The following is a 25,706-nucleotide window of genomic DNA, read 5'->3' as shown; positions in this document are numbered from 1 at the left end:
TTGAAAACAATCGTATCTCCGATTACTTTGACATACTTTTTAGGAATCATCCATTCATCTCCGGTAAACATTGGCTCTGCTGTTATGAATTTTTCCCCATCTTCGATAAAACGGGTTAGTTCTCCATCCTGCCCGTATCGTTCGGGCACTAATGTGTCGGTCAACAAATAAAGCGGAACGGATTGGTAACGTTCTATGCCGAGAGTATCCGCCACCCGTCCGTAAGCGTTTCTTTTGAAATTCTTCACAAGCGGTGCTTCTCCATTTCTATTTTTGTAATTCTGGAGAATTGCCCAAGTGGAAGGCTGCAACTGTATATTTTCAAGCAAAGCCAGCCGTTCTTTGATTTTGTCCCATTGAAATTGCCGGGTAGTGTCTTTATAAGGATAGGTGTCTTCCAATGTATATTGGTCATACAATAAATCTTTGGTGATTTGTATCTGTTCTGCTGTGAGTTTCTTTTCAACAGGTTTAACCTCGGGTTGAGTTATTGTATCTTGCGACAGCGAATCTGTCTGTTGTTGTTCATGTACAGGAGAAATCTCCCCTGTACGCGAAGTGCAGGAGTAGAAGACGCAAGAGGCAATGATGAGGCCGGATGCTATTCTATTCATATTATTTATACAGTGCATTTGATGGTTCGTTTACGAATATACATCATTATAAGGAATAATCCTTTTGTTTTGTTTAAAAAGTAGGTGACAAATATACTTTTTTGCCATACAGTGCAAGTTGTCAGTCATTTTGTCAGTCTATTTCTGACAAAGAATCATTTATTTACTTTGGCACGCTTTTCGCAATAACTTTAGCGTTCCGCCTGAAAGACGGTGGATAACATCTACAATTAAATGTATAACTAAAATATAACAAGTAACTATGAACATTAAACCATTAGCAGACAGAGTGCTTATCCTCCCTGCACCTGCAGAAGAAAAAACAATTGGTGGTATCATTATTCCTGATACAGCAAAAGAAAAACCTTTGAAGGGTGAAGTTGTGGCAGTAGGTCACGGTACGAAAGATGAAGAGATGGTATTGAAAGTAGGCGATACAGTTCTTTATGGTAAATATGCCGGAACAGAACTTGACGTTGAAGGTACTAAATATCTTATCATGCGTCAGAGCGATGTTCTCGCTGTTTTGGGTTAATTAATAATAGTAAATAGTAAATCTTTAAATAGTAAATAAAGAGATGGCAAAAGAAATATTATTCAATATCGATGCCCGTGACCAATTGAAAAAAGGTGTCGATGCTTTGGCAAATGCAGTAAAAGTAACTCTGGGCCCGAAAGGACGTAACGTTATCATTGAGAAGAAATTCGGTGCTCCGCACATCACAAAAGACGGTGTGACAGTAGCAAAAGAAATCGAATTGGCAGATGCTTACCAGAATACTGGTGCACAGCTGGTAAAAGAAGTTGCTTCTAAGACAGGTGACGATGCCGGTGACGGTACAACTACTGCAACCGTTCTTGCACAAGCTATCGTAGCTGAAGGTTTGAAGAACGTAACTGCCGGTGCTAGCCCGATGGATATCAAACGTGGTATCGACAAGGCTGTTGCCAAAGTGGTAGAATCAATCAAGGATCAGGCTGAAACTGTAGGTGACAACTATGACAAGATCGAACAAGTTGCAACCGTATCTGCAAACAACGACCCGGTAATCGGTAAATTGATTGCTGACGCTATGCGTAAAGTTTCTAAAGACGGTGTAATCACTATCGAAGAAGCAAAAGGTACAGACACTACTATCGGTGTAGTAGAAGGTATGCAGTTCGATCGTGGTTATTTGTCAGCTTACTTCGTGACAAATACAGAAAAAATGGAATGTGAGATGGAGAAACCTTACATCCTGATCTATGACAAGAAGATTTCTAACCTGAAAGATTTCTTGCCTATCCTCGAACCGGCTGTACAAACAGGTCGTCCTCTGTTAGTAATTGCAGAAGATGTAGATAGCGAAGCGTTGACTACATTGGTAGTAAACCGTCTGCGTTCTCAATTGAAGATCTGTGCTGTGAAGGCTCCGGGCTTCGGCGATCGTCGTAAAGAAATGTTGGAAGATATCGCTATCCTGACAGGTGGTGTTGTTATCAGCGAAGAAAAAGGTTTGAAACTGGAACAAGCTACTATCGAAATGTTGGGTACTGCTGACAAAGTTACAGTTACTAAAGACTATACAACTGTTGTAAACGGTGCAGGTAACAAAGATAGCATCAAAGAACGTTGCGAACAGATCAAAGCACAAATCGTGGCAACTAAGTCTGACTATGACCGCGAGAAATTGCAGGAACGTCTGGCTAAATTGTCAGGTGGTGTAGCTGTTCTCTATGTAGGTGCTGCTTCAGAAGTGGAAATGAAAGAAAAGAAAGACCGTGTAGATGATGCTTTGCGTGCAACTCGTGCTGCAATTGAAGAAGGTATCATCCCGGGTGGTGGCGTAGCTTATATCCGTGCAATTGATGTTATTGACGGCATGAAGGGTGACAATGCTGACGAAACAACCGGTGTTGAAATCATCAAACGTGCTATCGAAGAACCACTTCGTCAGATCGTTGCTAACGCTGGTAAAGAAGGTGCGGTAGTTGTTCAGAAAGTACGTGAAGGCAAGGGTGACTTTGGTTACAACGCTCGTCTGGACATTTACGAAAACTTGCATGCTGCCGGTGTAGTAGACCCTGCTAAGGTTGCTCGTGTAGCTTTGGAAAATGCAGCTTCTATCGCTGGTATGTTCCTGACTACTGAATGTGTAATTGTAGAAAAGAAGGAAGATAAGCCCGAAATGCCGATGGGCGCTCCCGGAATGGGAGGCATGGGCGGAATGATGTAATTCCAGCTTTCGCTTAAGAATATATAAAGAAGATAAGAACCACTTTCCCTAATAAGGGAAGGTGGTTCTTTTTTTGCATTCCTGCAACATCTCTGCCTTCAATTTGTTCGATTGTTGGAATACCCTTATATTTATTGTCTAATTTATTAATAAATCGAGAGATGTTGAAAGTAGTAACATTTATGAAGCAAGTAGCCCGTGGGCTACAGATAGAGGGAAACTTTGGTACTGCCCATGTATACCGTAGCAGTCTCAATGCCATCATTGCTTATTGTGGGAAAGAGGATTTCACCTTCTATGAGGTGAGTCCGGAGTGGTTAAAAGGGTTCGAAGTGCATCTTCGTAGTCGTGGATGTAGTTGGAATACCGTCTCCACTTATTTGCGCACGTTTCGTGCAGTTTATAATCGTGCTGTCGATCTTCGTAAGGCACCTTATGTTCCTCACTTGTTCCGTTCTGTTTATACAGGTACTCGTGCCGATCATAAACGTGCGTTAGGTGAGGAGGATATAAAGAAAGTATTTGCCAGGTTATCACAGGCTTTTGTCGGTTCTCCGTCATTACGCAAGGCACAGGAATTATTTATCCTTATGTTTTTATTGCGCGGTTTGCCTTTTGTCGATCTCGCCTATTTGCGTAAAAGTGATTTACGTGACAATGTGATTACATATCGCAGACGTAAGACAGGCCGCACCTTGTCGGTGACTCTAACTGCAGAAGCGATGATTCTGGTAAAGAGATATATGAACCGTGACAGTTCTTCTCCTTATCTGTTTTCTTTGTTAAAGAGTCGTGAAGGGACTCCGGAGGCTTATCGTGAATATCAGTTGGCATTGCGCACATTCAATCGTCAGTTGATGTTGCTGGGCGAATTACTGGGATTGGGTGATAGATTGAGCTCTTATACTGCACGTCACACTTGGGCTACGACAGCCTATTATTGTGAGATTCATCCGGGTATTATTTCCGAAGCAATGGGACACTCTTCCATCACTGTGACTGAAACGTATCTGAAGCCTTTCAGGAATAAGAAAATAGATGAAGCTAATAGACAGGTCGTTGAGTTTGTGAAGCGTACTATTAGTGGATTAATCGCTTGATAAATAGTCTGTTACTTTGTAGGTAACGGGAATAAATACCGGTGCAAATATGAGCATATTTCTTAAAACAACCAAACGAAATCATACATTTTTTCTAATAAACCACTCAAAAAAGGAATAGGACAGATAAAACACGCGGATTCTTTGTATTAGGGCTTTGTTAACTTCTAAATTTTGCACAAGATTTCCCCTCCCCGCTACTTGCTTTCAAAAGCAGGGGTAAAAAAGTTTCGTAGCATATCGTATCGTTTTTCAGTATTGACTACTCCCGAAGAGCAGGACAAAGGTTCTTCCGTTACCTACAAAGTAACGGGCATGCTATTATTGAAACTTAGTGTTTAATCATATATTATTAATGTAATTTTTAAGTAGTTATGAAAAGAAAATTTGTAAAAGTGATGTTCTTCGGGGCGCTGGCACTTTCTACTGTCACCTATGTAGGCTGTAAAGACTACGATGATGACATTGACAATCTGCAAACACAGATTGATGCTAATAAGGCTAGCATCGCTGATCTGCAGAAATTTGTAGATGCTGGTAATTGGGTGAAGAGTGTAGAACCTGTTACTGGTGGATTCAAGGTAACATTTAACGATGGAAAATCTTATAGTATCATAAATGGTGCTAAAGGTGATAAGGGTGACAAGGGTGATACAGGTGCTCCGGGAGTAGCTGGTGGACAGGGAACTCCGGGATCGAAAGTGACTATTGATCCGGAGACCGGAGAATGGTTGATTGATAAAAAAGGTACCGGATGGTATGCAAAAGCCACAGACGGACATTCACCTTACATCGCGGATGGAACTAATGGTGATAAAGGCTATTGGTATTTTTGGGATGATAAGGCTAATGATGGAAAGGGCGGTTTCGTAAAAGGAGATAAAGCACAAGGCGACCGCGGCGAAGTCACGGAAGGAACAAATGGCAAGTCTCCTTATATTGAAGATGGATACTGGTATTATTATGATGATGCCGCCGGCAAATTTGTAAAAGGTTCTCAGGCTGCAGGTACAGACGGAGTATCTCCTTTCATTGACGAAGATGGTTATTGGTGTTATTGGGATATCAATGCTGTAAATGAAGATGGAACTAAGGGCAAATTAGTACGTGGAGATTATGCCCAAACAAGTGTATATGTTGTTGAAGCAGCGGACAGACCAGCATGGGAACTTCATGTCGGTGCACTCAATGAAGATGGAACTTATACTGATAAAACTATTATATTGCCAACAGCTGATAAATTGTCAAGCATGACTGTTGTGTCAATTGCTGATGGAAAAATTAGTGAAGGTATGAGTGAGGTAACAATGTATTATGGTATATTGGCTAAAGGTACTACTGTTAAGTTCCATAATGTAACTTATGGTTCTACAGAAAAAGCTACTACTTTAGTTGGTGCAAATAGCTCTGTAATGCATGCATTAATCAATCCGGTTAGTGTTGACTTCTCTGAATATCCTGTTGAATTGATTAATTCTCATGGGGAGGTTTGTTATACAGTTCTATCAAAAGAAAAGAATCTTTCTGAAAATCCTTTAACCACCCGTGCGGATGGCGAAAAGAAATGGAATCAGGGAATTTATGATCTTACAGTTTCTTTGATTGCTGATAAAGCAGCCGATAATAACTTGAATAATAAAGCGATAGCTTATGCTTTACGTGCTAAAGATGCTTGGGGAAATAACATCATATCAAATTATGATGTGAAGGTTATTGCTAAAAATGAGGCTTTGGATATTACTAATAAAGAAGTAGATGTGGTTTATACATCATCTGCAAAACTTGATGAATTGTTTGCTGCTGAATTGTCCAAAGTTGCAGCTCATTATTATTCTATTGAAAAAGCTGATTTGGAAGCTATTGGTGCTGTATTTGACGAAGCTACAAATACTATTTCCTCACCTACAAAACAAGGTACTATTGAAGTGAAAGTTAATTACTTGAAAACAGACGGTACAAAAGTTGAAGGAGGTAATGCTAAAACCTTTACAGTGAACTTTACTTATGACACGGGTGCTGATATTACTATCGCTGATGCTGTTGTTTGGAATCTGACTAAGGGTGCAGATGCCACAGATCCTTCAAATAATACCTCTGATCTTGTTGTTAACTCAACCGATGATTTATTCGCTATTCTGAACAAAGAGTTTACTGGCAAGAAGAAACCTACTGTAAGATTGAAGAGCATTGGATTTGCTGCTGGAGATAAGATTTCTGTTAATGGCAATGAGTATGCTTATGAAAGTGGTTCTATTGATCTTGTTGGTGCGCAACCTGTTACTATAACAGATAATAAAGGTAAAGTTACAGGATATAAGATTGCCTTCCAATTTAATCCGACTATGGTTGCAGCTGTAATGCATAATGCTGTTTTGGAAATTATTAATCCGGACTATCAACCAACATTGGGAGATGAAGTAATTAAGAAGGTAAATGTGAAAGTGGAAGTTAAGAATGCAGGTATATTTGCATTTACACCGTTAAGTGCTTATTTCACAAGTTCTGAAACTGCTATTGCTTATGGTACCCCTGGTAAATCTAATGCAGTTGTAAATCAAGACTTGTATGCACTCTTTGATGAAATGAGCGCTGAAGATAAGGGACATATATCTTTTGATGAGAAAGCTCCTAACTTTGGTACTGATGATAATCCGGAAATGGGTGCAAATTGGTTAGTTAACAAAACAAACTCTGTAATTGCAGTTCCGTTGTACAAATCAACTAAGAATGATGGTGTATATTCAACGCGTCGTATGACCATTGCATACCAGCCGTTTGGAAATAAACGTTTGGCTACAATTTCTAAAGAGTTTAACTTAACTGTAAGATCTGCAATCAAAGAAGGTTCACATCCTGATATTGCTGCTAGTAAAGCTAAAGTATTGTCAATAAAGGAATCTGAAAAATTATTCAAGATTAAACCTGCTGATTTTACTGTTAAAGATGTAAAAGACGTTGCCGTAACAATTGCTAAGACAAGTAGAGATAGTAGAGTTACAGATGTTACTATAGAACTAAGTTCAGAGATTGCCAAATATGCTGAAATAGCCGGGGCAACTTCTACTCCCGTTGCGTTTGAAGGTGAATTAACTGTACAATTGAAAGCTACTACCCTATCCATTGCATCTAAAGTTGAAGGTTATGCCTTAGTGAAGATTACAGATACATGGGGAGCTGTTACAGAAGTTAAATGTCCGATAGTAATGAAAGCTGATGGAGCTAACTAAGTAACTATAAAAAGAAAACCCTTCTTCACCTTGTGTGAAGAATACGCCGAGAAGAAACAGAGTGAAGGATTTGGCTTGTGAAAGTCAATCCTTCCAATTCTGTTCTTCTTATAGAAAGGGATACCTCCCTTATTTCCCACAGGTATCCCTTTTCTTTATTTCATAATGTCTCCTTATTTGCACTAGAAACCAATTTGCTAGTCCCTTATTTCCCTATAGATTAAGGAGACGTTTTGAGAATATAGAAAACCCGGGCTTGCGAAAGTCCGGGTTTTCTTATTAGTCTTTATTTATCGGATTGAATAAGATGAAAGTCCTCATCATACAATCCCACGAATAAGCTTTGCCCTTTATCATCTACTTTCAGTCCGCCATATACGGCTTTTTGATAAAGAGTATCCTGTCCTTCTTCAAAGAAGAAAGATTCGGCGCCGAGGAAGAGGCGTCTATTTATTATTTTATATCTGATGACTAGCTCATTGTCGTTTACAGGTTCCAACGTGTTTTGTAATCGTACAATTTCTCCTACCTGATTACTGTCCGTTCGGAGTATGGCATAACCGCGTGTGTCGGTTTGCTCATCTGGCAGATTTGATGAGGCTTCCTTGTAGTTAAGTCTCATATAGTCTCCTTGCATAAGAGAGCGGGGATCGACGGGGGCTAGCTGCAACAAAACCAACTGTCCGTCTTTCAAGGTTTGCTCTTTCTGATAAACCGACCAGTTGAAATACCCCAATAGCAGTATCAGGTTTACGATAATCAATATTCGGCTATACTTTTTCATGTCTTGTTCTTTTTTGAGTGAAGAAATACCAGGCTGTAATACATGCAATTCCGATGAAGAAAAGCGTTATGGATTTGGTAAGCAGGCTCAAATTCAAATCATAATAATATTTGGAAACAGCATAGATAAAGAGAAGGAGCGAGGCAGCACACTCCGCTTTGTAACCATAATGGAAACATATTAAAATCAGTAACAAACTACCGGATAAATAAGGAGCAAACACGGTAGGCAGACAGATAACAATACAAAGAATGTAGATACCAACCTGATTCACCGGATGATCCACTTTCATGACCTGCATGATTCGTTGAACCATGATAAGAATTCCGATCCATATACAAACAGACAGTATGCAGGACACAAGCCAACTATTTGTTTCTGATATCATGTAATTGATTGATAATCCTCCCAGTGAGACGATACCGGATACGAATAATCCGAAATGAAATGATTTGTATTTGGAAAGGTAATTCTCTGTTCCTATACACTCAAACAACTTGTTTTCAAAGATGTTGGTAAATAGAAATACTCCAAGGATAGGGACTACGGCTATTTGCAAGGGATAAAACGAAGAAAAGACATGGGCAGCTTCTCCGAAGAAAGATATATTAAACAGAATGACTGAAAGAAAGGGGAGAATAAATCCTCTTGATAATAAGAATGTGAGAATACTGATTCCCATAAGTGTAATGAAGAGGAGATTAATGCTGGCATTTATACCGAAGCCAATCAATACACATCCGGCTATGTATAAAGTGATGTTCATTGCATCCAGAAAAGACCGGACTACCATGCGGCTGATTGTTAGCGTAGTGAGAATTAATATACTTCCGGCAATCAAGCAAGAAATATCGGAGCGGAGGATTCTGGCAAGTGCCAGAAATCCCAAAAAGAAAATAGCCGTCAGGATTCCCCCGATAATGGATACGACTTGAATAGTGAGGTTATGCTTCTGTGCCATACCACTGCTTTTTTAGATGAAGAATGATGTAAATGAGCAAAGTTGTTCCGGTGATGACAATAACTCCTCCGTAGAAGAATATCTGAACATCCCTAAGATTGCTTTGTGATATGAATGTAGTCAATAGAATCATTAATGCGGCAAATGGAATGATAGCCAGATAGAACAAGCTTTTTACTTTCCATCCATACCAAAGTTCCGCAGAAAATAGAAGGACAGTGCTTATGAGGGGAACAGACAATATGGCGCTCTCTTCGCAGATTGCCATCATTAACAGAAAACTGGTGTGTAGAATAGTAGCCAGTGAAAGAAGACTGACAAACCAACGATTGTTTCTGTCCAAATGACCTTTTGTGCTCATCCATTCCGTGATGATCGTTGCCAAGGCGCATATCCAGGTTACTGCATTGGCCAACAAAGTCATTTCCCAAGAGTTGGTATTAGCTATCTGTATATTGTACAACCATATCGTAGTGCAAAGTAATCCGATGAACGTCAGCCACAACGGAGCGAAACGGGTAGCAACCGCCCAGAGAATGGTGAAAAGAGTCCATCCCAGAAAAAGATCGTAAGCATCGGCTCCCGTTTGGTAGATTTGTCCGAAGACAGCGAAAAGCGTACCTATCAGGAACGTAGCGCCGGTCAGAAGAATCTGTTTGACGAGCTTATTCCAACGGGTGAATGTAACGAGCAGGACAGAAGCTATTAATAACACCTCTACTATTCCTAACTTTGCAAATTTAGGTAATTCATCCCAGTTGTAGGCAAAAAAGAAGATAATGCCTGCCACTGTAAAACCAACGCCCACTGCCAATAAAAAAACAGAAAGGAATTGATTCCATTGTTTTTTATCAGCGTACAGTGCTTGTCGGGATAAAGGCGAAGAGTCGGTCTTTTCCATGTGTTTTTACTTTTTGATGATTACAAACATAAGAAAATAAAATGATTATCACCTCAAGATAGACTATAAAAAGGTATGACTTACCTTATTGTAATAGACAATAATAGCAAGTCATACTTTGAGAGAGATAATGAAAATATTAAAAATAGAATAACTTAAAATACCTCCCGTATATGTTTAAAGTTAGAATTGATCGTATCAATCACTTCTTGTGAACGGCCGTTGATTAACAGCTTATACATTGACTGCGCAAAGCCCACCATTTGCCCGAATTCTATTTTGGGAGGCATGGCCAGTGCGTTCGGATCGGTCATGATATTAACAAGTACCGGACCATCCAACTCGAATGCATTCAATAAAGTAGTCAACACTTCTTCCGGATCACTGACATTAAACCCGGTCATTCCCATTGCTTCGGCCACTTGGGCGAAGTCAGGATTCAACATGTTCGTTTGCCAGTCCGGCAGTCCGTCTACTTCCATTTCCAACTTCACCATTCCCAATGAACGGTTGTTGAATACGATGATTTTAATCGGCAACTTATATTGTACAACGGTTTCCAAGTCTCCTAAAGTCATCGATAATCCGCCATCTCCGCAAAGCGCAACCACCTGACGATCCGGATAAGCCAACGCGGCACCGATAGCTTGCGGCAACGCATTTGCCATCGAACCATGATTGAAGGAACCCAGCATGTGCCGTTTGCCCGTTGCTTGCAGATAACGTGCTCCCCATACACAAGTCATTCCCGTATCTACCGTAAACACAGCATCGTCCGAACTTAGTTTGTCTATTTCAGACATCACATATTCGGGATGAATCTTATTTACGTCCCCTTTATCTTCTGTGTAAGCGGCCAAATCCTTCTTTACTCCCTCGTATCTTTTGAGTTGTTTCAGTAAGAAAGAATCATCCGTTTTCGGATTCAGCATACGCAATAAAGACTGGATGCTAAGTTTGACGTCTCCGCAAAGTCCGATATCCACCTTTGCACGACGTCCCAGACGTTCGGGCTTTATATCAATCTGGGCTATCTTGATGTCATCCGGCAGGAAAGCAGAATACGGAAAGTCAGTGCCGAGCATGAGAAGTACTTCAGCTTCATGCATACTGTAATATCCCGAAGGCATTCCCAACAATCCCGTCATACCCACTTCATACGGATTCTCATATTGCACCTCCATCTTTCCTTTGAAAGTATATACCACCGGAGCATTCAGCTTCTCGGAAAGCGCGATCACTTCCTCGTGAGCTCCCCGGCAACCGATGCCGCAGAAAAGAGTGATACGTGTATGTTTGTTTAGCAAGTCGGCCAATTGAGCCAAATCTTCTTCCGACGGGCAAACCTCCGGTGGGGCAGGATAGTTCCGGACCGACGAGTCGACAGTGACGGCAGAAGCCTTTGCCAAGTCTCCCGGTAGCCCGATGACGGACACCCCTTTACGGGTGACAGCCGTTTGTATGGCCGATTGGAGCATACGTGGAAATTGCCTGGGAGTAGTGGCTACTTCATTATAATAACTGCAATCGTTAAAAAGTTTGATTGTATTCGTCTCCTGAAAATACTCCGTACCGAATTCTCCGGTAGGAATCGTAGAAGCGATGGCGATTACCGGTGCCCCGGAACGGTGCGCGTCATACAAACCGTTGATAAGATGAACGTGTCCCGGTCCGCTACTTCCCGCGCAGCATCCCGGATGGCCGGTCAGTTGTGCTTCTGCAGCAGCGGCATACGCTCCTGTCTCTTCATGGCGCACATGTATCCATTTTATTTGATCGTTTTTTCTGACTGCTTCGTTTACCTCATTCAGACTGTCGCCTGTTACGGCGTAAATACGTTCAACTCCGGATTTAACCAAAGTATCTATCAGTTGTTCTGCTATTTTTTTTGCCATAGCTGTAATTGGTTTAGGATTGATTTTTATGTAATAACAGATGTCTGCAAGGAAAAGTTCTAATTTAACATATGCTAATAACGCCTTTGTGTCGGGACACATCACCGCTTTTATGTTAAAAATAATTCTGTAACAACTTTTTAGTAAAGACGTATAAACAAATGCAATATCCTTTTGTTATCTTTATAGGCGAAATCTTAACCTAATGTATTAAACCTCTTAATTACTCTAGAAAAATGAATAGAAATGAAATCGGTGTAAATGCCGGTAAGGTTTGGCAACTGCTTAGCAATAACGAAAAGTGGAGCTACGGACTTCTGAAGAGAAAATCCGGGTTGAAAGATAAAGAGCTGGGTGCCGCTTTAGGGTGGTTGTCAAGAGAGAACAAGATTGAGTTCGATCAGTGTGATGAAGAACTCTATGTATATCTCTGTGTGAATGTTTATATTGGCTAAAAGAATTTGGCACTTTAACGAAAACAGCAGAATCTCCGGAGGGATGACAGCCCGGTCAGTCCTTCGGAGATTCTCGTTTTTATCCTTTTTCCTTTTAATGTATCTTCCTTTCAATTGATTTCCAGAAATAATTCTGTTACTTTGCACCACGAATTAAAATGTAAGAAACAATGAGAAGTTTTGCCTCTGACAATAATTCCGGTGTGCATCCGTTGGTAATGGAAGCCTTGAACCGGGCCAATATAGACCATTCTTTAGGATATGGCGATGACAAATGGACAGAAGAAGCCGTAGCGAAGATCAAAGAAACCTTCACCCCGAACTGTGTCCCTTTGTTTGTTTTCAACGGAACAGGCAGCAATGTGGTAGCATTGCAACTGATGACCCGCCCGTATCATTCTATCTTTTGTGCGGAAACTGCTCATATCTATGTCGATGAGTGTGGCTCTCCTGTGAAAATGACAGGTTGTCAGATTCGCCCGATTGCTACTCCCGACGGTAAACTTACCCCGAAATTGATGCAACCTTACCTGCACGGTTTCGGCGACCAGCACCATTCGCAACCTAGAGCTCTCTACATCTCCCAATGTACCGAACTTGGCACCATCTACACTCCCGAAGAGTTGAAACGCCTGACTGACTTTGCCCATCTGAATGGTATGTATGTACACATGGACGGAGCCAGAATAGCCAATGCCTGTGCCGCCCTGAATCTTTCTCTTAAAGAACTGACGGTGGATTGCGGAGTCGATATTCTTAGTTTCGGCGGAACGAAGAACGGACTGATGATGGGAGAGTGCGTGATTGTATTTAATAAAGACCTGCAACCGGAAGCCCGTTTCATCCGTAAGCAATCCGCCCAGCTCGCTTCGAAGATGCGTTACCTCTCTTGCCAGTTTACGGCATACCTCACCGGCGACCTTTGGCTGAAGAATGCCAGCCACGCCAATGCGATGGCTGCCAAACTTCGTGCGGAATTAGAGAAACTGCCCGAAGTCACTTTTACTCAAAAAGCCGAGAGTAACCAACTATTCCTTACTATGCCCCGCCCGGTTATCGACCGGATGCTGGAGTCTTATTTCTTTTATTTCTGGAACGAAGAGAAGGATGAAATCCGCTTGGTAACTTCTTTTGATACAACAGAGGAAGATGTGGACGAGTTTATAGGACTTTTGAAACGTTAAAAAGGAAATTCAGGACAACAAAAGCCTCTGAAACTCTGTTGTAATAAGAAGTTTGAAACTAACTTTGTCCGCAAAGTTTTCTACTTCTTATGATTATGAATACTAGACAGAACAGGCTAATCATATTCGCGCTTTTGTTGTTGACACAAACCCCGTTGGGCGCACAGCTGCATTCTACTAAAATTGAACTGCCGGAGGATTCTATATCTGCAACCATGGAAGATTCCATTCCGGCAAAGCGCAGCTTCTTTAAAAAGTTTCTTGATTACTTCAATGACGCCAATAAGGAAAAAAAGAATAAAAAGTTTGATTTCAGTGTGATAGGTGGTCCTCACTACTCCAGTGACACCAAGTTCGGACTCGGACTGGTGGCAGCCGGACTATATCGCACCGATCGGAACGATTCGCTTCTTCCTCCTTCCAATGTCTCTCTTTACGGAGATGTGTCGACGGTCGGCTTCTATCTGTTGGGAATCCGTGGGAACCATCTGTTTCCGCAAGACAAATACCGCTTGAATTACAATCTCTATTTCTATTCTTTCCCCAGCCTGTATTGGGGACGGGGATATGACAATGGAGTCAACTCTGATAATGAAAGCGACTATAAACGTTTTCAAGCACAGGTGAAAGTCGATTTTATGTTCCGGCTGGCAAAGAACTTCTACATCGGCCCGATGACCATATTCGATTATATTGACGGGCGGGACTTTGATAAACCGGAACTATGGGAAGGGATGGCGGCACGGACCACCAACACCAGCCTGGGACTTTCTCTCCTTTACGATTCACGTGATTTCCTGACAAATGCATCTTACGGCTATTACTTGCGGATAGACCAGCGATTCAGCCCGGCTTTTCTCGGCAATAAATATGCGTTTAGCAGCACCGAACTGACTACTAGCTATTATCAGCCCGTATGGAAAGGCGGAGTGCTGGCAGGACAATTCCACACATTGCTTACCTATGGCGATACCCCGTGGGGATTGATGGCAACGCTGGGAAGCTCTTACTCCATGCGCGGATATTACGAAGGACGCTATCGGGACAAAGGAGCAATGGATGCGCAAATAGAACTCCGGCAACACGTCTGGAAACGGAATGGAATAGCAGTATGGGCAGGAGCGGGAACGATTTTTCCACGACTCTCCGAGTTTACTCCGAAGCATATTCTGCCTAATTATGGTTTCGGTTATCGTTGGGAGTTTAAGAAGAGAGTAAATGTACGTTTGGATTTAGGGTTTGGCAAACACCAGACCGGATTTATTTTTAATATCAATGAAGCTTTTTAAGAATATAAAGAATTGGTTGGAGAATCAGGAACATTTGTTTTATCTGTTCCTCTTCATCTTGATAGTACCCAACCTTGTGCTCTGTTTGACAGAGCCTTTACCGTTGATGGCAAAGGTGTGTAATGTGCTTTTGCCTTTCGGCTGCTATTATCTGTTGATGACTTTGTCGAGAAACTGTGGCAAGATGCTTTGGATTTTATTCCTGTTCCTGTTTTTCGGAGCCTTTCAGATTGTATTGCTTTATTTGTTCGGCCAGTCCATTATCGCTGTCGATATGTTTCTGAACCTGGTGACTACCAATTCGAGTGAAGCCCTCGAATTGCTTGATAATCTCACACCTGCCATTATTGCTGTCATCATACTCTACGTACCTGCCCTGATATTAGGGACCATTTCAATTGTACGTAAGCGGAAACTTACGGCAGAATTTATCCGCAGAGAACGGAAGAGAGCCTCCATAGTCTTTGGAATCTCCCTCCTTAGCCTTGCCGGAGCATATATGCAGGACCCGGGATATGAGTTGAAGTCCGATTTATATCCGCTGAACGTGTGTTATAACGTAGGTCTTGCCTTCCAACGAACCGCCTTGACGCAGAATTATCACCGTACTTCGAAGGATTTTACTTTCCATGCCCTGCCTACGCATCCGAAAGAGAAACGGGAAGTATACGTAATGGTTGTAGGAGAAACCTCCCGTGCCCTGAACTGGCAACTGTATGGTTACGAACGTGAAACGAACCCTCTTTTATCCCGGCAACCGGGTCTGATTGCTTTCCCGAAAGTACTGACAGAGTCGAATACGACACATAAAAGTGTCCCCATGTTGATGTCGGACGCTACCGCCTGCAACTACGATTCTATCTATCATCAGAAGGGAATCATCACTGCCTTTAAAGAGGCAGGTTTCCGGACAGCCTTTTTCTCCAACCAACGTTACAACCATTCGTTTATTGACTTCTTCGGAATGGAAGCCGATACGTACGATTTTATAAAAGAAGATTCTGTCAGTTCCTCCTATAATCCTTCTGACGACGAACTTCTGAAATTGGTGGAGCAGGAACTGGCTAAAGGTGCGACGAAACAATTTATCGTGCTCCATACCTACGGTTCTCACTTTAATTACCGCGAACGTTACCCGTCGGAAAGTGCTTTCTTTACGCCCGATTATCCGATGGAAGCAGAAAGAAAATACCGGGATAACCTGGTCAATGCCTATGACAACTCCATCCGTTATACGGACGGTTTCTTGTCACGCCTTATCCACATGTTGGAAAAACAGCAGATAGATGCCGCCATGCTCTACACTTCCGATCATGGTGAGGATATTTTCGACGATTCCCGCCATCTGTTCCTCCACGCTTCTCCCGTACCTTCTTATTATCAACTTCACGTGCCGTTCCTCATCTGGATGTCCGACAACTACCTTGAAACCTATCCCGAATACTGGGATACCGCCATTGATAATAAGGATAAGAATGTTTCTTCCAGCAGCTCTTTCTTCCCGACCATGTTGTCTTTAGCCGGAATAGAAACTCCTTACCGGGATGATTCGCAATCTGTAACGGCTCCGCACTACGTCCTAAAACCGAGAGTTTATCTGAACGATCACAACGAACCCCGTCCGCTGGATGATTTGGGTATGAAGAAGCAAGACTTCCAGATGCTGGAAAAGAGGAATATCAAGTATTAAGTATTAGGTATTAATCCTTGTTAATTTTTGCATCCAAAAGCGTGATTGGCGTGTTATTTGCCGTATGATGTATGAACGATTAAATTCATAAAACATGGCCTATATAGATTATTACAAGATTCTTGGAGTAGACAAAAGTGCTTCTCAGGATGATATCAAAAAGGCTTTTCGTAAGTTGGCCCGGAAATATCACCCTGATTTGAATCCTAATGACCCTAGTGCAAAGGATAAATTTCAGGAAATCAACGAAGCCAATGAAGTACTGAGTGACCCCGAGAAACGTAAAAAGTATGATGAGTACGGAGAACATTGGAAGCATGCCGATGAATTCGAAGCGCAGAAACGTGCACAGCAACAAGCCGGAGGCTTTGGCGGTGCAGGAGGTTTCGGCGGATTCGGCGGTGCGGGTCAGGGTTTCTCCGACGGTAACGGAACCTATTGGTATAGTTCCGATGGAGAAGGATTTTCCGGTGGCAACGCTAGTGGATTTTCCGATTTCTTCGAATCAATGTTCGGACATCGGGGAGGAAGAGGACAAGGTTCTGCGGGATTCCGCGGACAGGACTTTAATGCCGAACTTCATCTTTCCCTTCGTGATGCTGCTCAAACGCATAAGCAGATATTGACTGTAAATGGTAAACAGGTACGTATCACTATCCCTGCCGGTGTAGCCGACGGACAGGTTATTAAACTGAAAGGCTACGGAGCCGAAGGTGTCAACGGAGGACCTGCGGGCGACTTGTACATTACGTTCGTTATAGCCGAAGACCCGGTGTTCAAACGCCTGGGCGACGATCTGTACATAGATGTGGAGGTAGATCTTTACTCTGCCGTATTGGGAGGCGAGAAAGTAGTCGACACGCTGGACGGTAAAGTGAAACTGAAGATAAAACCGGAAACGCAGAACGGTACGAAAGTCCGTCTGAAAGGTAAAGGATTCCCGGTTTATAAGAAGGAAGGACAATTCGGTGACTTGATTGTGACCTATTCTGTCAAGATTCCTACGAACTTGACCGACAAACAGAAAGAGTTGTTCCGTCAATTACAGAGTATGAACTAAAATGAATGAGTACTATGCAGACCGAATTAATAATTGTCAGTGAATACTGTCACAAATGTCATATTGAGCCTTCATTCATCGAAATGTTGGAAGAGGGCGGTTTGATTAACGTGCATACCGAAGGCGGTGAACATTATCTGCTTTTGTCGGAACTCCCGAACGTGGAACGTTATAGCAGAATGTACTATGACTTATCCATCAACATGGAAGGTATCGATGCCATTCATCATTTGCTGGAAAGGATGGAAGATATGAGGCACGAAATGCGTTCGCTTCGCAAACAACTTTTGCTGTACCGGGAACGGGAAATAGAAGATATGGACTGGTAAAAAAATAGAGCCTCTGTTTGATTCGAACAGAGGCTCTATTTATAGTAAACGGAGGCTCTGATTCATTCAATCAGAGCCTCCGTTTTTTCAGGATGTTTATGCCGTTATTTTATAATACAATATACGTGCAAATCTCTTCCAGATAGCGTGCGTCGATAGTGTCGAAGCTATCCAATGTATCACTGTCGATATCCAGCACCCCGGCAACTTTCCCCTGCTTGAGGATCGGTACTACTATTTCCGATTTCGAGTCCGAACTACAGGCTATGTGTCCGGGAAACTGCTCTACATCAGGAACAATCAGTGTACGGGCTTCTTTCCAAGCGGTTCCGCAAACTCCTCTGCCAAAGCGGATGCGAGTGCAGGCAATGGGGCCTTGAAACGGACCCAGTACGAGTTCTTCCTCTTTCACAAGGTAAAAGCCTACCCAGAAGAAACCGAAAGTCTGCTTTAAGGCTGCTGCCATGTTGGCAAGATTGGCAATGAGATCTGCTTCCGTACTTACCAAAGCATGCAGTTGCGGAAGTAACTCCCGATACTTTTCTTCCTTGCTTCCTGTGTGGATGATTAAATTTTCTGCCATCTCTTTACTATTTGATTTGGTTCAGAATGCTCGGATCTTTTATCTTATCGTCTTCTGCAAAGAAGATAATCTTAGTCAGTATTTCGGCAGTCTTCGGATCTTCATCTACGAAAGGCAGGAACAGGCGTCCGCGATTTTGCGAATGTACCGGAAGAACGGCTATCTGTGCACCACCTTCCTGATGGATCACACCGCTGCCCAGATGAATATTGTACTTACCCAGTTTACCTTCGATGTGAGCAAAACTTCCTTTTATTGTCACGTTCTTGAAATGAAACAACGGCATCGTCAGTTCCACCAGTACGCTGCGCATCTCGATGGTAGAGTGGCTGGTTTCCGGGTCAACGCTTCCGGCATGGGCTACGCTTACTGCCAGGTCTACGTCTCTCATTACTTCGGAGAAGATGACAGGAGGAATCTCCGAGATTTTCATTAACTTGTAGTCTTTGCGGTTGTGGAAGCAGACATATTCTAATGTCGGAGCTTCGATGTCGGCAGGAGAGAACCAGTCTGCCATCGCATAGATGGTGGCGATGATGTTCTCTTTGTAATAGATCTTTTGGAGACCGTCTTCATAGTCGGCTACCCAGCGACGGCCTTTCAGTACGGCAACCGTTTTCTGCGGTTGGATCTGGTTGCCGGCATAGCGGCGGGATTGAGTGGCTTCTATTTCTTCCGGAGTCGGAACGTAAAGTTCGCGGAATACCTGTTTGAAAGGTTGGCGGATTGATTTATCGAACAGGAATTTTTGATAAGCATGCCAGTCTCCGCTTGTATACAGGTCTGTGGGGTGCGCGATGCGTAACTCGTCTTTCGGTTTTAACGGGAGGCAAACGGCATTTACTGTAATCAGCAATCCATCGGTGTAGAAGCCCGTCTGTCCGTTGCAGATGAAGACGAGATGTTTCAGTAATGGCCAGATAACAGGATTCTGCATCAGCTTGCGCAATTCGTTTTCTTCAAAATGAGTGCAGTCTTCCATCGCCTGTTCCAGCATGATGCGCGAACGGGTGTACTGGTCTTTCAGCTTTTTGTGTACTGCTTTCAGTTCTTCTATATACGGATGCTTTTTCAGCTTGGCAGGCATGCTGTTGAGCTCTTTGCCGTCTTTGATTTGCTTAATCTCCGATTTACCTTCCTCGTTGATTTGTACATACACTTCTACGCCGTCTATCTCTTTGGGGGACAGGTAGGGAAGAAGTTCTTTAATCAGTTCGGTTTCCATGCTCCAGGTCAGGCGGGTAACGTCTCCGTAACCGGAGTTGCGTGCCAGGTTTTGCAGAGCGATGTTTACCGCTTTCTTTTCGCTTTCCTGTCTTTGAGCACCGAATTCCTTGCTCTCTTTCAGGAACTTTTGCAGGTATTGATAACGATCCAGCAGTTCTTTATCCGGCTTCCGTCCCAATGGGATGAGGCCGTAGCTCATCAATAAGTCTTTGTTGCGCTTGGCTATTATTTCTTTCTTTATATCTGCCGCCTTCACTGCACCGTTGGTAGCATCGGCAAACTTACGGGCACGGGTATGGCTGTTGCTGCATGAAATATATTTGGCGGCATTGTAGACCACTTCGAAGCGTTGCTTGCCAATTGTCTTAAATGCATCTTTGAACCAGTCGATGTCAAAAGCACCTTCCCGCAGGTCATCTACGTTGATGGGGGTGTAGCGGGCGATAATCGCTTTCTTCTTGTCGTCACACGTTTCATTGGTGTGGGCGTGGAAATAATAGGCTGCACTTGTCAGTCCTTTCCAGCCTATTGCCTTTTCAGTCAGTTCAATCCATTGTGGGGCGAACATGGCGGCTTCTACCAGTCGCTCGTCGCTGATTTCGGCTTGTTTCGCCAGTTTCTTCAGATTCTCGCTGGTGTCCGTAGGCAGGGGATGACAAGCATGGAGCAGACTGCTCAATACACCCCGTTTGGTGCTGCCCCAGTTGTAACTGTCACGTATGAAAGTATCTTTGCCGAATGCTTGCAGAATACGGATAAATGTTTCAGCTCCATAGACGTAGCTTAGTTCTTCTGCAAGGGAGGTGACTTGTGTCTCGGAGTCTCCACGTTTTAATTCAATTTCAAGAATCCGGTCTACCACCTTTTGGACGAGGGAACGGAAGAGGGAGAAGTCGATGTTTTTGATATCGGCGTATCTTTCTTTTTCCTTGTTGAAACGAACGTTGTCGTTCAATACCATAGTGATTGCTTTGATCTGGCTGGGAGAGCTGATGCGTCCCATCATTTCACGGTATACTTCCTCTGTCGGGATGATTCCCATCATCCAGGCACGGGCGAAGTCTGTGGCATGAAGATAAGAGTCTGTTTCCTCTAGTTCGGGGGTGTGCTCCATGTAGTTGGTGAGCTTATAAAGCTGATAGCGCACTGTGAAGTAACGGATAAATAGATCATCATTCATGGGCTTTTGAGGCATTTCGAGCCAGAAGTTCACGAATTTGTTGTTATGTATCGGATAAACGACCTGTTTTTCTCCGTATTCCAGTTTGTCCCGAAGCCATGCATGCTTACTGGTGTACTGGCGGAAGATGTTTTTGGTATTTAGCAAAGGCAATAGTTGGAGCAGCATATTGACGGCCAGTCGTTGATAGACGGCTTCATCTTTGTATTCGTATGCCAGTGCTTCGATGATGTCACTCATCTGTTCATAGTACGGCATCTTGCGGAGGTCTTTTTGCAATCCGCGGTAAGTGATGCCGGCATACATCCGGTTGACAAGCGGCTCAAAAGTATTACTTGATTTCTGGTCTGCCCTGATGTCTTCTTCATCTTCCTCGTCGGAGTCGTCTTCGTCTTTAGCGGTACCTGTCGATGCAAGCATGAAACTCATCATCAGCAATTTGTCGTAGCTTCCTATTTCTTCTTCGTAGAAGGCTTTCCACAATTCCGGGAATCCGAGTCCGCTCAATCCTCCGTAGTTGCTCCAGTTTATCAGGACACTGTTACCTACCAGACGTGCTTCTCCGTAACCATTTTTGAATTCTTCATTCTTGTAGGTTTCGATGTATTTGCTTAGTTTTTTGAAAACGAGTTTGGCCCTTCCAAAGCAGATGAATTCGAATGCTTTTTTAACGTTGAATCCTTTGTCCTGGGTAATTTCCGGCAGATTGACTTCAAGAGCCGGGTCGTACAGACCGAAGCCGTTATCTTTGGTATAGTGCTGTGCGGTGTTTTCTTCCGTTCCGTCTCCAATCAGAGATTCTATCAACACTTTTTCTTTCGCGTTCGGTTTCTGAATTTCTTTGACGGTGGGGATCAGTTCCTGATAGGTATCTTGCAGAAATTCTATGTTGTGGATAGTCTTCATCATATCCAATCCGGCTAGGCGGCGTTCGGCCACCTTGTCTGTTAGTAAGCGGCGGATACTGCCGGACAATTGTTCTTTCGGCTGTTTCATCAATAGATTGATGGCGTTGATACGCATCTCACTATATTTGAAGCGCAGCAACTCTTCTACTTTCTGATTCTGTTCGGGCGACAAAGTCATCTCGGACAATACTTTGTAGGCTTCGTCACGAACGTCCTGCGAACGGTCGCCCAGTGATTGCAGCACATATTCTTCCTGTAAATGGCTGGTCGGGGGATTTAATACGACGCCGATATAGCCTGCCCGCATATAGGTATCCAAAGAAGGCAGACAGGTGCAAAGATCGTCTTTTAATGCAGAATCGTTGGTCATCCAGGTGATATACGCCATCTTGAGAACGATTTCCGAACGGGTGAGCTCTGTACTTTCCCATGGGAATACGTATGGAGAATAAATCTCTTTGGCAGAGATGGACTGATAGACGTTCTTCAGATAGTCATAATGACGGATCGCTTCTTCTTTGCTATCAAAATAATCATGGAGCGACGGGGCGTCCTTATGTCCTCCGTACCGGCTAAGATAGAGTCCGGACAGATACAGTGGCAGGATAGCCGCCACTACCGACGGTTCGTTATACCATTTTTCAAAAGCATCTTTACTGATGCGGTGGTTCATGCCGGAGTATTGCGTACAGCGTAAAAAGTAAAGTAAGGTCTGCACCTGATATTTGGCACCGTCTTTAATTATTCCCGGAACAAGTGCCTGGATTTCTTCCGTATTGTAGAATCCGATACTCCATAGAGCCAGATAAAGTTCGACCGTATCTTTGCTTTGGAGGGCTTTGCGTGCTTCTTCCCGGTCGTTCAGAAAACGGCGGATCAGTTCCACATATTTGTTGGTGATACGCTCGCTGCTGTCTTGTTCTCCAATACCCGTACAGACTGCAATGCCGCGTTTCACGGAGGCAAATCGTTGCAGGCCGTTGTCGCAGATCACCGAGAACAGATGGAGATAACTTTCGGGGCATCCTTCGTCCATCGTTTCCACGATAGCTTGACGGAGACCTTCCTGCAGTTTGGCTGCCAGCAGTAACTTCCCTTCCAGTTCCAGCAACGGGCGGTAACCGCTCACGGCGATAGCCTGGAGATGTCCCTGGTTGAGGCGGTTGGCATTATTCTCGCTGGTCAATACGTTGTTGAGGTATTCAATGACAGTCTGGTTGCCTTCTGCTATTTGGGCGGCCATCCAGTTTTGGCAGTTCATCGCATCCTTGTATGTCTCTATTTCTTCCGGAGTGTTTCCTCCGTTCAGTATGGCTTGTTCGCTGAATCCGGTGGCACGTAGTTTTAGAAATTCCGTCAGCGCATCTATGATGTGACTGAAATGCAGAAGGGGATTCGCCGACCGCTGTGACCGGCGCGAATATCCATGAGTGTACGGACACCGTGCTTTGAGCTTCAGATAGGTGTGGAACAGGTTGGCATATTCGTCTCCCAATAGATAACGGAGCACTTTGTTCAACTTTCCGTCGAAAAGATTGGCAACACTCTTTATCTTCTCTTCCTGAATAATATGTATGATGCAAGGCTCTAGTTTATCGCTGTATGTGCCATACCGGGTATCCATGTTGAAGTATTGCATAAATACATCCAACAGTGTCATTGTCTCTTTGTCTAAACTGGTTCTCTTTTTCGTTAACCTTTCCAGGTACGGAGCAATCCGTTTGTTTAATGCGTCATTATAAATGAGTCTCATGATTATTTTCGTTTTAAGTGTGTTTATAAGAAAATGATTACCAAAGTCTTCCCGACAGCATAGCCAATCGGATGAAGGTGATGGTAGATTCTTCTTTGAGTCCGGTGGGAGAGGATAAGTCTTCAGTTTCCGTATCGTCAATGAAGATACGGAAAATTCCGTCCTCGTAAGATTGCAGGGCGTTGGTGATTGCTTCTACTTCTGCGGCAGGTTTGCCGTTATAGTTTACTGCAAAACCAACCTTGCCGGAAGCTGTTTTATTTTCCACTTCTTCCTGTGTGAGGTATTTCAGTACTTCGCTTTGTTGCAAGCGTTCATTATATTCACAGACTTGCCAACTGACGATGGCTTCAATCAACCCCTGTACATCGACAGGCGGAACAGGAAAATCGACAGGAATCTTTTCGATATTGCACTTTCGCTTTCCTAATTGTTTGACTTGGACATATACTCTCATATTCTCTTTATTGGGTGATCTGAATGCTTGATGTAATAGCATTCAGATCGGTTTCGGCTTCTTCGTCATAGACAAGCATAACAATGGTAAAAGTTCGCTTCTTGCTTTCTTGGAAATAGTGTAATACAATTTGTTGTATGTCTTCTCCCGGTTCATCAGGAGCTCCGATGTGCAGAGGGTTTGTAGTTCTTGTCATGGATAGCCCGTTGATGTTGACATTGCTCTGCTTATAGTCTTCCGCTGGTTCTCCTTGTGCATTTCGCGGGAGAGTGAGCGATAACTTCTTGATATGTTCAAACTCTTTTTGTGTATCGTAGGTCAGAGCGGTAACCGTCAGTTGGTTGGCGCCGTTGACGAGCCTAAGCAACGGAGGTTCTGCGCTGGGAGTCAATCCTTTCGCTCCTGTTATTTTCCTCCAGTTGGTAGGATACTGGCAACTGAAATTTGTTTCTGCATCGTAATAAGAAAGCCATGTATCGTTATTACCTACCGGAACGTATGGAGGATATTGGCTGGTAGAAGAACTGTTGGCAGTCTTCCTGCCAGCTTGGTTGCCGTTCTCGTTTTCTTCTTCCAGTTCACCATTCAGATAGGCTTCTACAATACCGCTTTCCCATTCGCCGCGTATGTCCTGATAAAGAGGGGGAACGTTCTTGCAAAGCATCAAGAAGCTGAACAGGAAAATGCAAAAGATACCAAGCTCCCCAAGGATTGAAACGGTACGTTGCGCATCTGCCTTTTCAAATTTATAGCTGCATACATAGATGATTCCCAGTAGGAAACCGCTTAATAATCCGCCAATATGTGCGGCGTTATCAATCCCGGCTTTCATGCCATAAACCAGATTGTAACCGACAAAAATAAGGATACTGGTCAATAATGCTTTTCGTTGTTCCTTTGCGATGCGATGGAAGAACAGGAAGGCGAGGAATATACCGTAAAGTCCGAAGATAGCTCCGGAGGCTCCGGCACTGATTGTCTCGCCGTGCATATAAAGACTGAATACTGCCGAACATAGTCCGGTCAGTAAATAGGACATGAACATCCGACGGCTTCCTATCAGATCTTCCAGTAGAAGACCTACATACATGAAGGCATACATATTCATCAGGAGATGAAAAGCACCGATGTGTATGAAGTTGCAGGTCACTGCACGCCACCAGTCGCCTGTAAGGGTCAGCGGTCCGAAGTCGGCTCCCCATTTCAGCAGTGATAAGGTGGAAGGAGACATGATTCCCACTCCGGATGCAATCATCACAATAAATACAAGGATGTTGAGGTCTATCAGGATAGGCGTTGCTATAAAACCTTTGCGGGGAATAAAGAACGACCAGAAAGAGTTCCTCTTCTTTTCTTCTTCCAGATAGGCTTTCTCTTCTTCTGTGAGCGGACGGTTACACTCTTCCTCGAAATCTTTTGCCTTTTGGGTTAGCTCTTCCGGGGTAAGGGATGTTTTTATTTCTTCCATCGTCTCGCGTAGCTTTTGTATATTTTTTCTGTTCTTTCCATAGTCTACAAATTGTACGGAAGAAGATTGGCTGCGCACAGCTACTTCTCCGTCGCTTCCCGGTTCTATGGTAAAGGTTATTTCCTCTCCATGAGAATACATATTGAACGGGACTTCGAATCGTGCTCCTTCCGGAGTCACTTCCTCGATATTCCACTCCAGCTTTTGCGAAGCTTCAAGAGCCAGTATAAGGATTTCTGTTTTTGATAAACCCGGTAAATGCAGTTTGTCGTTATATGAAGGTTTGAGTGCCATATTTCTATTCTTATATAGAGTCGTCGATTAAAAATTACTTATCTCACTGACAAATGTATAGAATAATAATGAAAAATAATAGAATGTGACAAATAAAAAAGCATCCACTTCCTAAGAAGGGATGCTTTTAT

The 25,706-nt window shown here is 43.3% G+C and carries 18 protein-coding genes and 1 pseudogene; 10 read left to right on the top strand and 9 right to left on the bottom strand.

Annotation, left to right across the window (positions count from 1 at the left end):
• A pseudogene (locus BXY_RS07145) lies at nucleotides 1-632 on the bottom strand (murein L,D-transpeptidase); the annotation flags it as partial.
• Nucleotides 633-876: 244 nt separating this feature from the next.
• On the opposite strand from BXY_RS07145, the gene BXY_RS07140 reads away from it, so the two are divergent.
• The 4 genes from BXY_RS07140 (at nucleotide 877) to BXY_RS07125 (ending at nucleotide 7,157) form a co-directional block, all read left to right on the top strand.
• Nucleotides 877-1,149 carry a co-chaperone GroES gene (locus BXY_RS07140; RefSeq protein WP_004314007.1) on the top strand — a complete coding sequence of 91 codons (273 nt, stop codon included), beginning with the start codon at nucleotides 877-879 and terminating at the stop codon, nucleotides 1,147-1,149.
• Between the two features lie 43 nt (nucleotides 1,150-1,192).
• Nucleotides 1,193-2,830, top strand: a complete 1,638-nt coding sequence (gene groL, locus BXY_RS07135; protein ID WP_015531568.1) for a chaperonin GroEL — start codon at nucleotides 1,193-1,195, stop codon at nucleotides 2,828-2,830.
• A 161-nt stretch (nucleotides 2,831-2,991) separates the two neighbouring features.
• Nucleotides 2,992-3,930: a tyrosine-type recombinase/integrase gene (locus tag BXY_RS07130; protein ID WP_015531567.1), complete on the top strand. Its 939-nt coding sequence runs from the start codon at nucleotides 2,992-2,994 to the stop codon at nucleotides 3,928-3,930.
• Nucleotides 3,931-4,304: 374 nt separating this feature from the next.
• Nucleotides 4,305-7,157: a PL29 family lyase N-terminal domain-containing protein gene (locus tag BXY_RS07125; RefSeq protein ID WP_015531566.1), complete on the top strand. Its 2,853-nt coding sequence runs from the start codon at nucleotides 4,305-4,307 to the stop codon at nucleotides 7,155-7,157.
• 286 nt (nucleotides 7,158-7,443) lie between these two features.
• Here the strand turns inward: BXY_RS07125 and BXY_RS07120 are convergent, their stop codons facing one another.
• The 4 genes from BXY_RS07120 to BXY_RS07105 form a co-directional block, all read right to left on the bottom strand.
• Nucleotides 7,444-7,941, bottom strand: a complete 498-nt coding sequence (locus tag BXY_RS07120) for a GDYXXLXY domain-containing protein (protein WP_015531565.1) — start codon at nucleotides 7,939-7,941, stop codon at nucleotides 7,444-7,446.
• Nucleotides 7,928-8,902 carry a DUF4401 domain-containing protein gene (locus tag BXY_RS07115; RefSeq protein WP_009039284.1) on the bottom strand — a complete coding sequence of 325 codons (975 nt, stop codon included), beginning with the start codon at nucleotides 8,900-8,902 and terminating at the stop codon, nucleotides 7,928-7,930. The genes BXY_RS07120 and BXY_RS07115 overlap by 14 nt, the downstream gene beginning before the upstream one ends.
• Nucleotides 8,886-9,803, bottom strand: a complete 918-nt coding sequence (locus tag BXY_RS07110; protein WP_009039285.1) for a DUF2157 domain-containing protein — start codon at nucleotides 9,801-9,803, stop codon at nucleotides 8,886-8,888. The genes BXY_RS07115 and BXY_RS07110 overlap by 17 nt, the downstream gene beginning before the upstream one ends.
• A gap of 155 nt (nucleotides 9,804-9,958) precedes the next feature.
• On the bottom strand, nucleotides 9,959-11,698 hold the full coding sequence (locus BXY_RS07105; RefSeq protein ID WP_134992996.1) for a thiamine pyrophosphate-dependent enzyme: 1,740 nt from the start codon (nucleotides 11,696-11,698) through the stop codon (nucleotides 9,959-9,961).
• 236 nt (nucleotides 11,699-11,934) lie between these two features.
• On the opposite strand from BXY_RS07105, the gene BXY_RS07100 reads away from it, so the two are divergent.
• The 6 genes from BXY_RS07100 (at nucleotide 11,935) to BXY_RS07075 (ending at nucleotide 17,705) form a co-directional block, all read left to right on the top strand.
• Entirely contained in the window at nucleotides 11,935-12,153 is a 219-nt protein-coding gene (locus tag BXY_RS07100; RefSeq protein WP_004313999.1) for a winged helix-turn-helix domain-containing protein, read from the top strand.
• A 170-nt stretch (nucleotides 12,154-12,323) separates the two neighbouring features.
• Complete coding sequence (locus BXY_RS07095) at nucleotides 12,324-13,337, top strand: threonine aldolase family protein (RefSeq protein ID WP_015531563.1); 1,014 nt, start codon at nucleotides 12,324-12,326, stop codon at nucleotides 13,335-13,337.
• Between the two features lie 89 nt (nucleotides 13,338-13,426).
• On the top strand, nucleotides 13,427-14,626 hold the full coding sequence (locus BXY_RS07090) for a BamA/TamA family outer membrane protein (RefSeq protein ID WP_015531562.1): 1,200 nt from the start codon (nucleotides 13,427-13,429) through the stop codon (nucleotides 14,624-14,626).
• Nucleotides 14,613-16,316 (top strand): phosphoethanolamine transferase, encoded by a 1,704-nt coding sequence (locus BXY_RS07085; RefSeq protein ID WP_015531561.1) that lies wholly within the window; start codon nucleotides 14,613-14,615, stop codon nucleotides 16,314-16,316. The genes BXY_RS07090 and BXY_RS07085 overlap by 14 nt, the downstream gene beginning before the upstream one ends.
• Nucleotides 16,317-16,410: 94 nt before the next feature.
• Nucleotides 16,411-17,376 carry a DnaJ C-terminal domain-containing protein gene (locus BXY_RS07080; RefSeq protein WP_004301036.1) on the top strand — a complete coding sequence of 322 codons (966 nt, stop codon included), beginning with the start codon at nucleotides 16,411-16,413 and terminating at the stop codon, nucleotides 17,374-17,376.
• A gap of 14 nt (nucleotides 17,377-17,390) precedes the next feature.
• Nucleotides 17,391-17,705, top strand: a complete 315-nt coding sequence (locus tag BXY_RS07075) for a chaperone modulator CbpM (protein WP_004307142.1) — start codon at nucleotides 17,391-17,393, stop codon at nucleotides 17,703-17,705.
• Nucleotides 17,706-17,814: 109 nt separating this feature from the next.
• Here the strand turns inward: BXY_RS07075 and BXY_RS07070 are convergent, their stop codons facing one another.
• From BXY_RS07070 to BXY_RS07055, 4 genes are read right to left on the bottom strand one after another with little or no spacing between them, the layout of a single operon-like run.
• On the bottom strand, nucleotides 17,815-18,288 hold the full coding sequence (locus tag BXY_RS07070; RefSeq protein ID WP_004307141.1) for a GAF domain-containing protein: 474 nt from the start codon (nucleotides 18,286-18,288) through the stop codon (nucleotides 17,815-17,817).
• Between the two features lie 7 nt (nucleotides 18,289-18,295).
• A complete protein-coding gene (locus BXY_RS07065; protein WP_015531560.1) occupies nucleotides 18,296-23,356 on the bottom strand; it encodes a DUF4132 domain-containing protein in 5,061 nt (1,686 codons plus the stop codon).
• A 37-nt stretch (nucleotides 23,357-23,393) separates the two neighbouring features.
• Nucleotides 23,394-23,813 (bottom strand): hypothetical protein, encoded by a 420-nt coding sequence (locus BXY_RS07060; protein WP_008644787.1) that lies wholly within the window; start codon nucleotides 23,811-23,813, stop codon nucleotides 23,394-23,396.
• A gap of 7 nt (nucleotides 23,814-23,820) precedes the next feature.
• Nucleotides 23,821-25,575, bottom strand: coding sequence for a rhomboid family intramembrane serine protease (locus tag BXY_RS07055; RefSeq protein ID WP_015531559.1), 1,755 nt, complete (start codon nucleotides 25,573-25,575; stop codon nucleotides 23,821-23,823).
• Nucleotides 25,576-25,706: the final 131 nt, after the last annotated feature.

Source organism: Bacteroides xylanisolvens XB1A, assembly GCF_000210075.1.
Taxonomy (GTDB): domain Bacteria; phylum Bacteroidota; class Bacteroidia; order Bacteroidales; family Bacteroidaceae; genus Bacteroides; species Bacteroides xylanisolvens.
This window is presented reverse-complemented; position numbering and strand designations above follow the sequence as displayed.

Excerpts from the sequence above, each read along its gene's own strand:
- BXY_RS07140 (WP_004314007.1), top strand. The coding sequence starts at position 877 with ATGAACATTAAACCATTAGCAGACAGAGTGCTTATCCTCCCTGCACCT.
- groL (WP_015531568.1), top strand. The coding sequence starts at position 1,193 with ATGGCAAAAGAAATATTATTCAATATCGATGCCCGTGACCAATTGAAA.
- BXY_RS07130 (WP_015531567.1), top strand. The coding sequence starts at position 2,992 with ATGTTGAAAGTAGTAACATTTATGAAGCAAGTAGCCCGTGGGCTACAG.
- BXY_RS07125 (WP_015531566.1), top strand. The coding sequence starts at position 4,305 with ATGAAAAGAAAATTTGTAAAAGTGATGTTCTTCGGGGCGCTGGCACTT.
- BXY_RS07120 (WP_015531565.1), bottom strand. The coding sequence starts at position 7,941 with ATGAAAAAGTATAGCCGAATATTGATTATCGTAAACCTGATACTGCTA.
- BXY_RS07115 (WP_009039284.1), bottom strand. The coding sequence starts at position 8,902 with ATGGCACAGAAGCATAACCTCACTATTCAAGTCGTATCCATTATCGGG.
- BXY_RS07110 (WP_009039285.1), bottom strand. The coding sequence starts at position 9,803 with ATGGAAAAGACCGACTCTTCGCCTTTATCCCGACAAGCACTGTACGCT.
- BXY_RS07105 (WP_134992996.1), bottom strand. The coding sequence starts at position 11,698 with ATGGCAAAAAAAATAGCAGAACAACTGATAGATACTTTGGTTAAATCC.
- BXY_RS07100 (WP_004313999.1), top strand. The coding sequence starts at position 11,935 with ATGAATAGAAATGAAATCGGTGTAAATGCCGGTAAGGTTTGGCAACTG.
- BXY_RS07095 (WP_015531563.1), top strand. The coding sequence starts at position 12,324 with ATGAGAAGTTTTGCCTCTGACAATAATTCCGGTGTGCATCCGTTGGTA.
- BXY_RS07090 (WP_015531562.1), top strand. The coding sequence starts at position 13,427 with ATGATTATGAATACTAGACAGAACAGGCTAATCATATTCGCGCTTTTG.
- BXY_RS07085 (WP_015531561.1), top strand. The coding sequence starts at position 14,613 with ATGAAGCTTTTTAAGAATATAAAGAATTGGTTGGAGAATCAGGAACAT.
- BXY_RS07080 (WP_004301036.1), top strand. The coding sequence starts at position 16,411 with ATGGCCTATATAGATTATTACAAGATTCTTGGAGTAGACAAAAGTGCT.
- BXY_RS07075 (WP_004307142.1), top strand. The coding sequence starts at position 17,391 with ATGCAGACCGAATTAATAATTGTCAGTGAATACTGTCACAAATGTCAT.
- BXY_RS07070 (WP_004307141.1), bottom strand. The coding sequence starts at position 18,288 with ATGGCAGAAAATTTAATCATCCACACAGGAAGCAAGGAAGAAAAGTAT.
- BXY_RS07065 (WP_015531560.1), bottom strand. The coding sequence starts at position 23,356 with ATGAGACTCATTTATAATGACGCATTAAACAAACGGATTGCTCCGTAC.
- BXY_RS07060 (WP_008644787.1), bottom strand. The coding sequence starts at position 23,813 with ATGAGAGTATATGTCCAAGTCAAACAATTAGGAAAGCGAAAGTGCAAT.
- BXY_RS07055 (WP_015531559.1), bottom strand. The coding sequence starts at position 25,575 with ATGGCACTCAAACCTTCATATAACGACAAACTGCATTTACCGGGTTTA.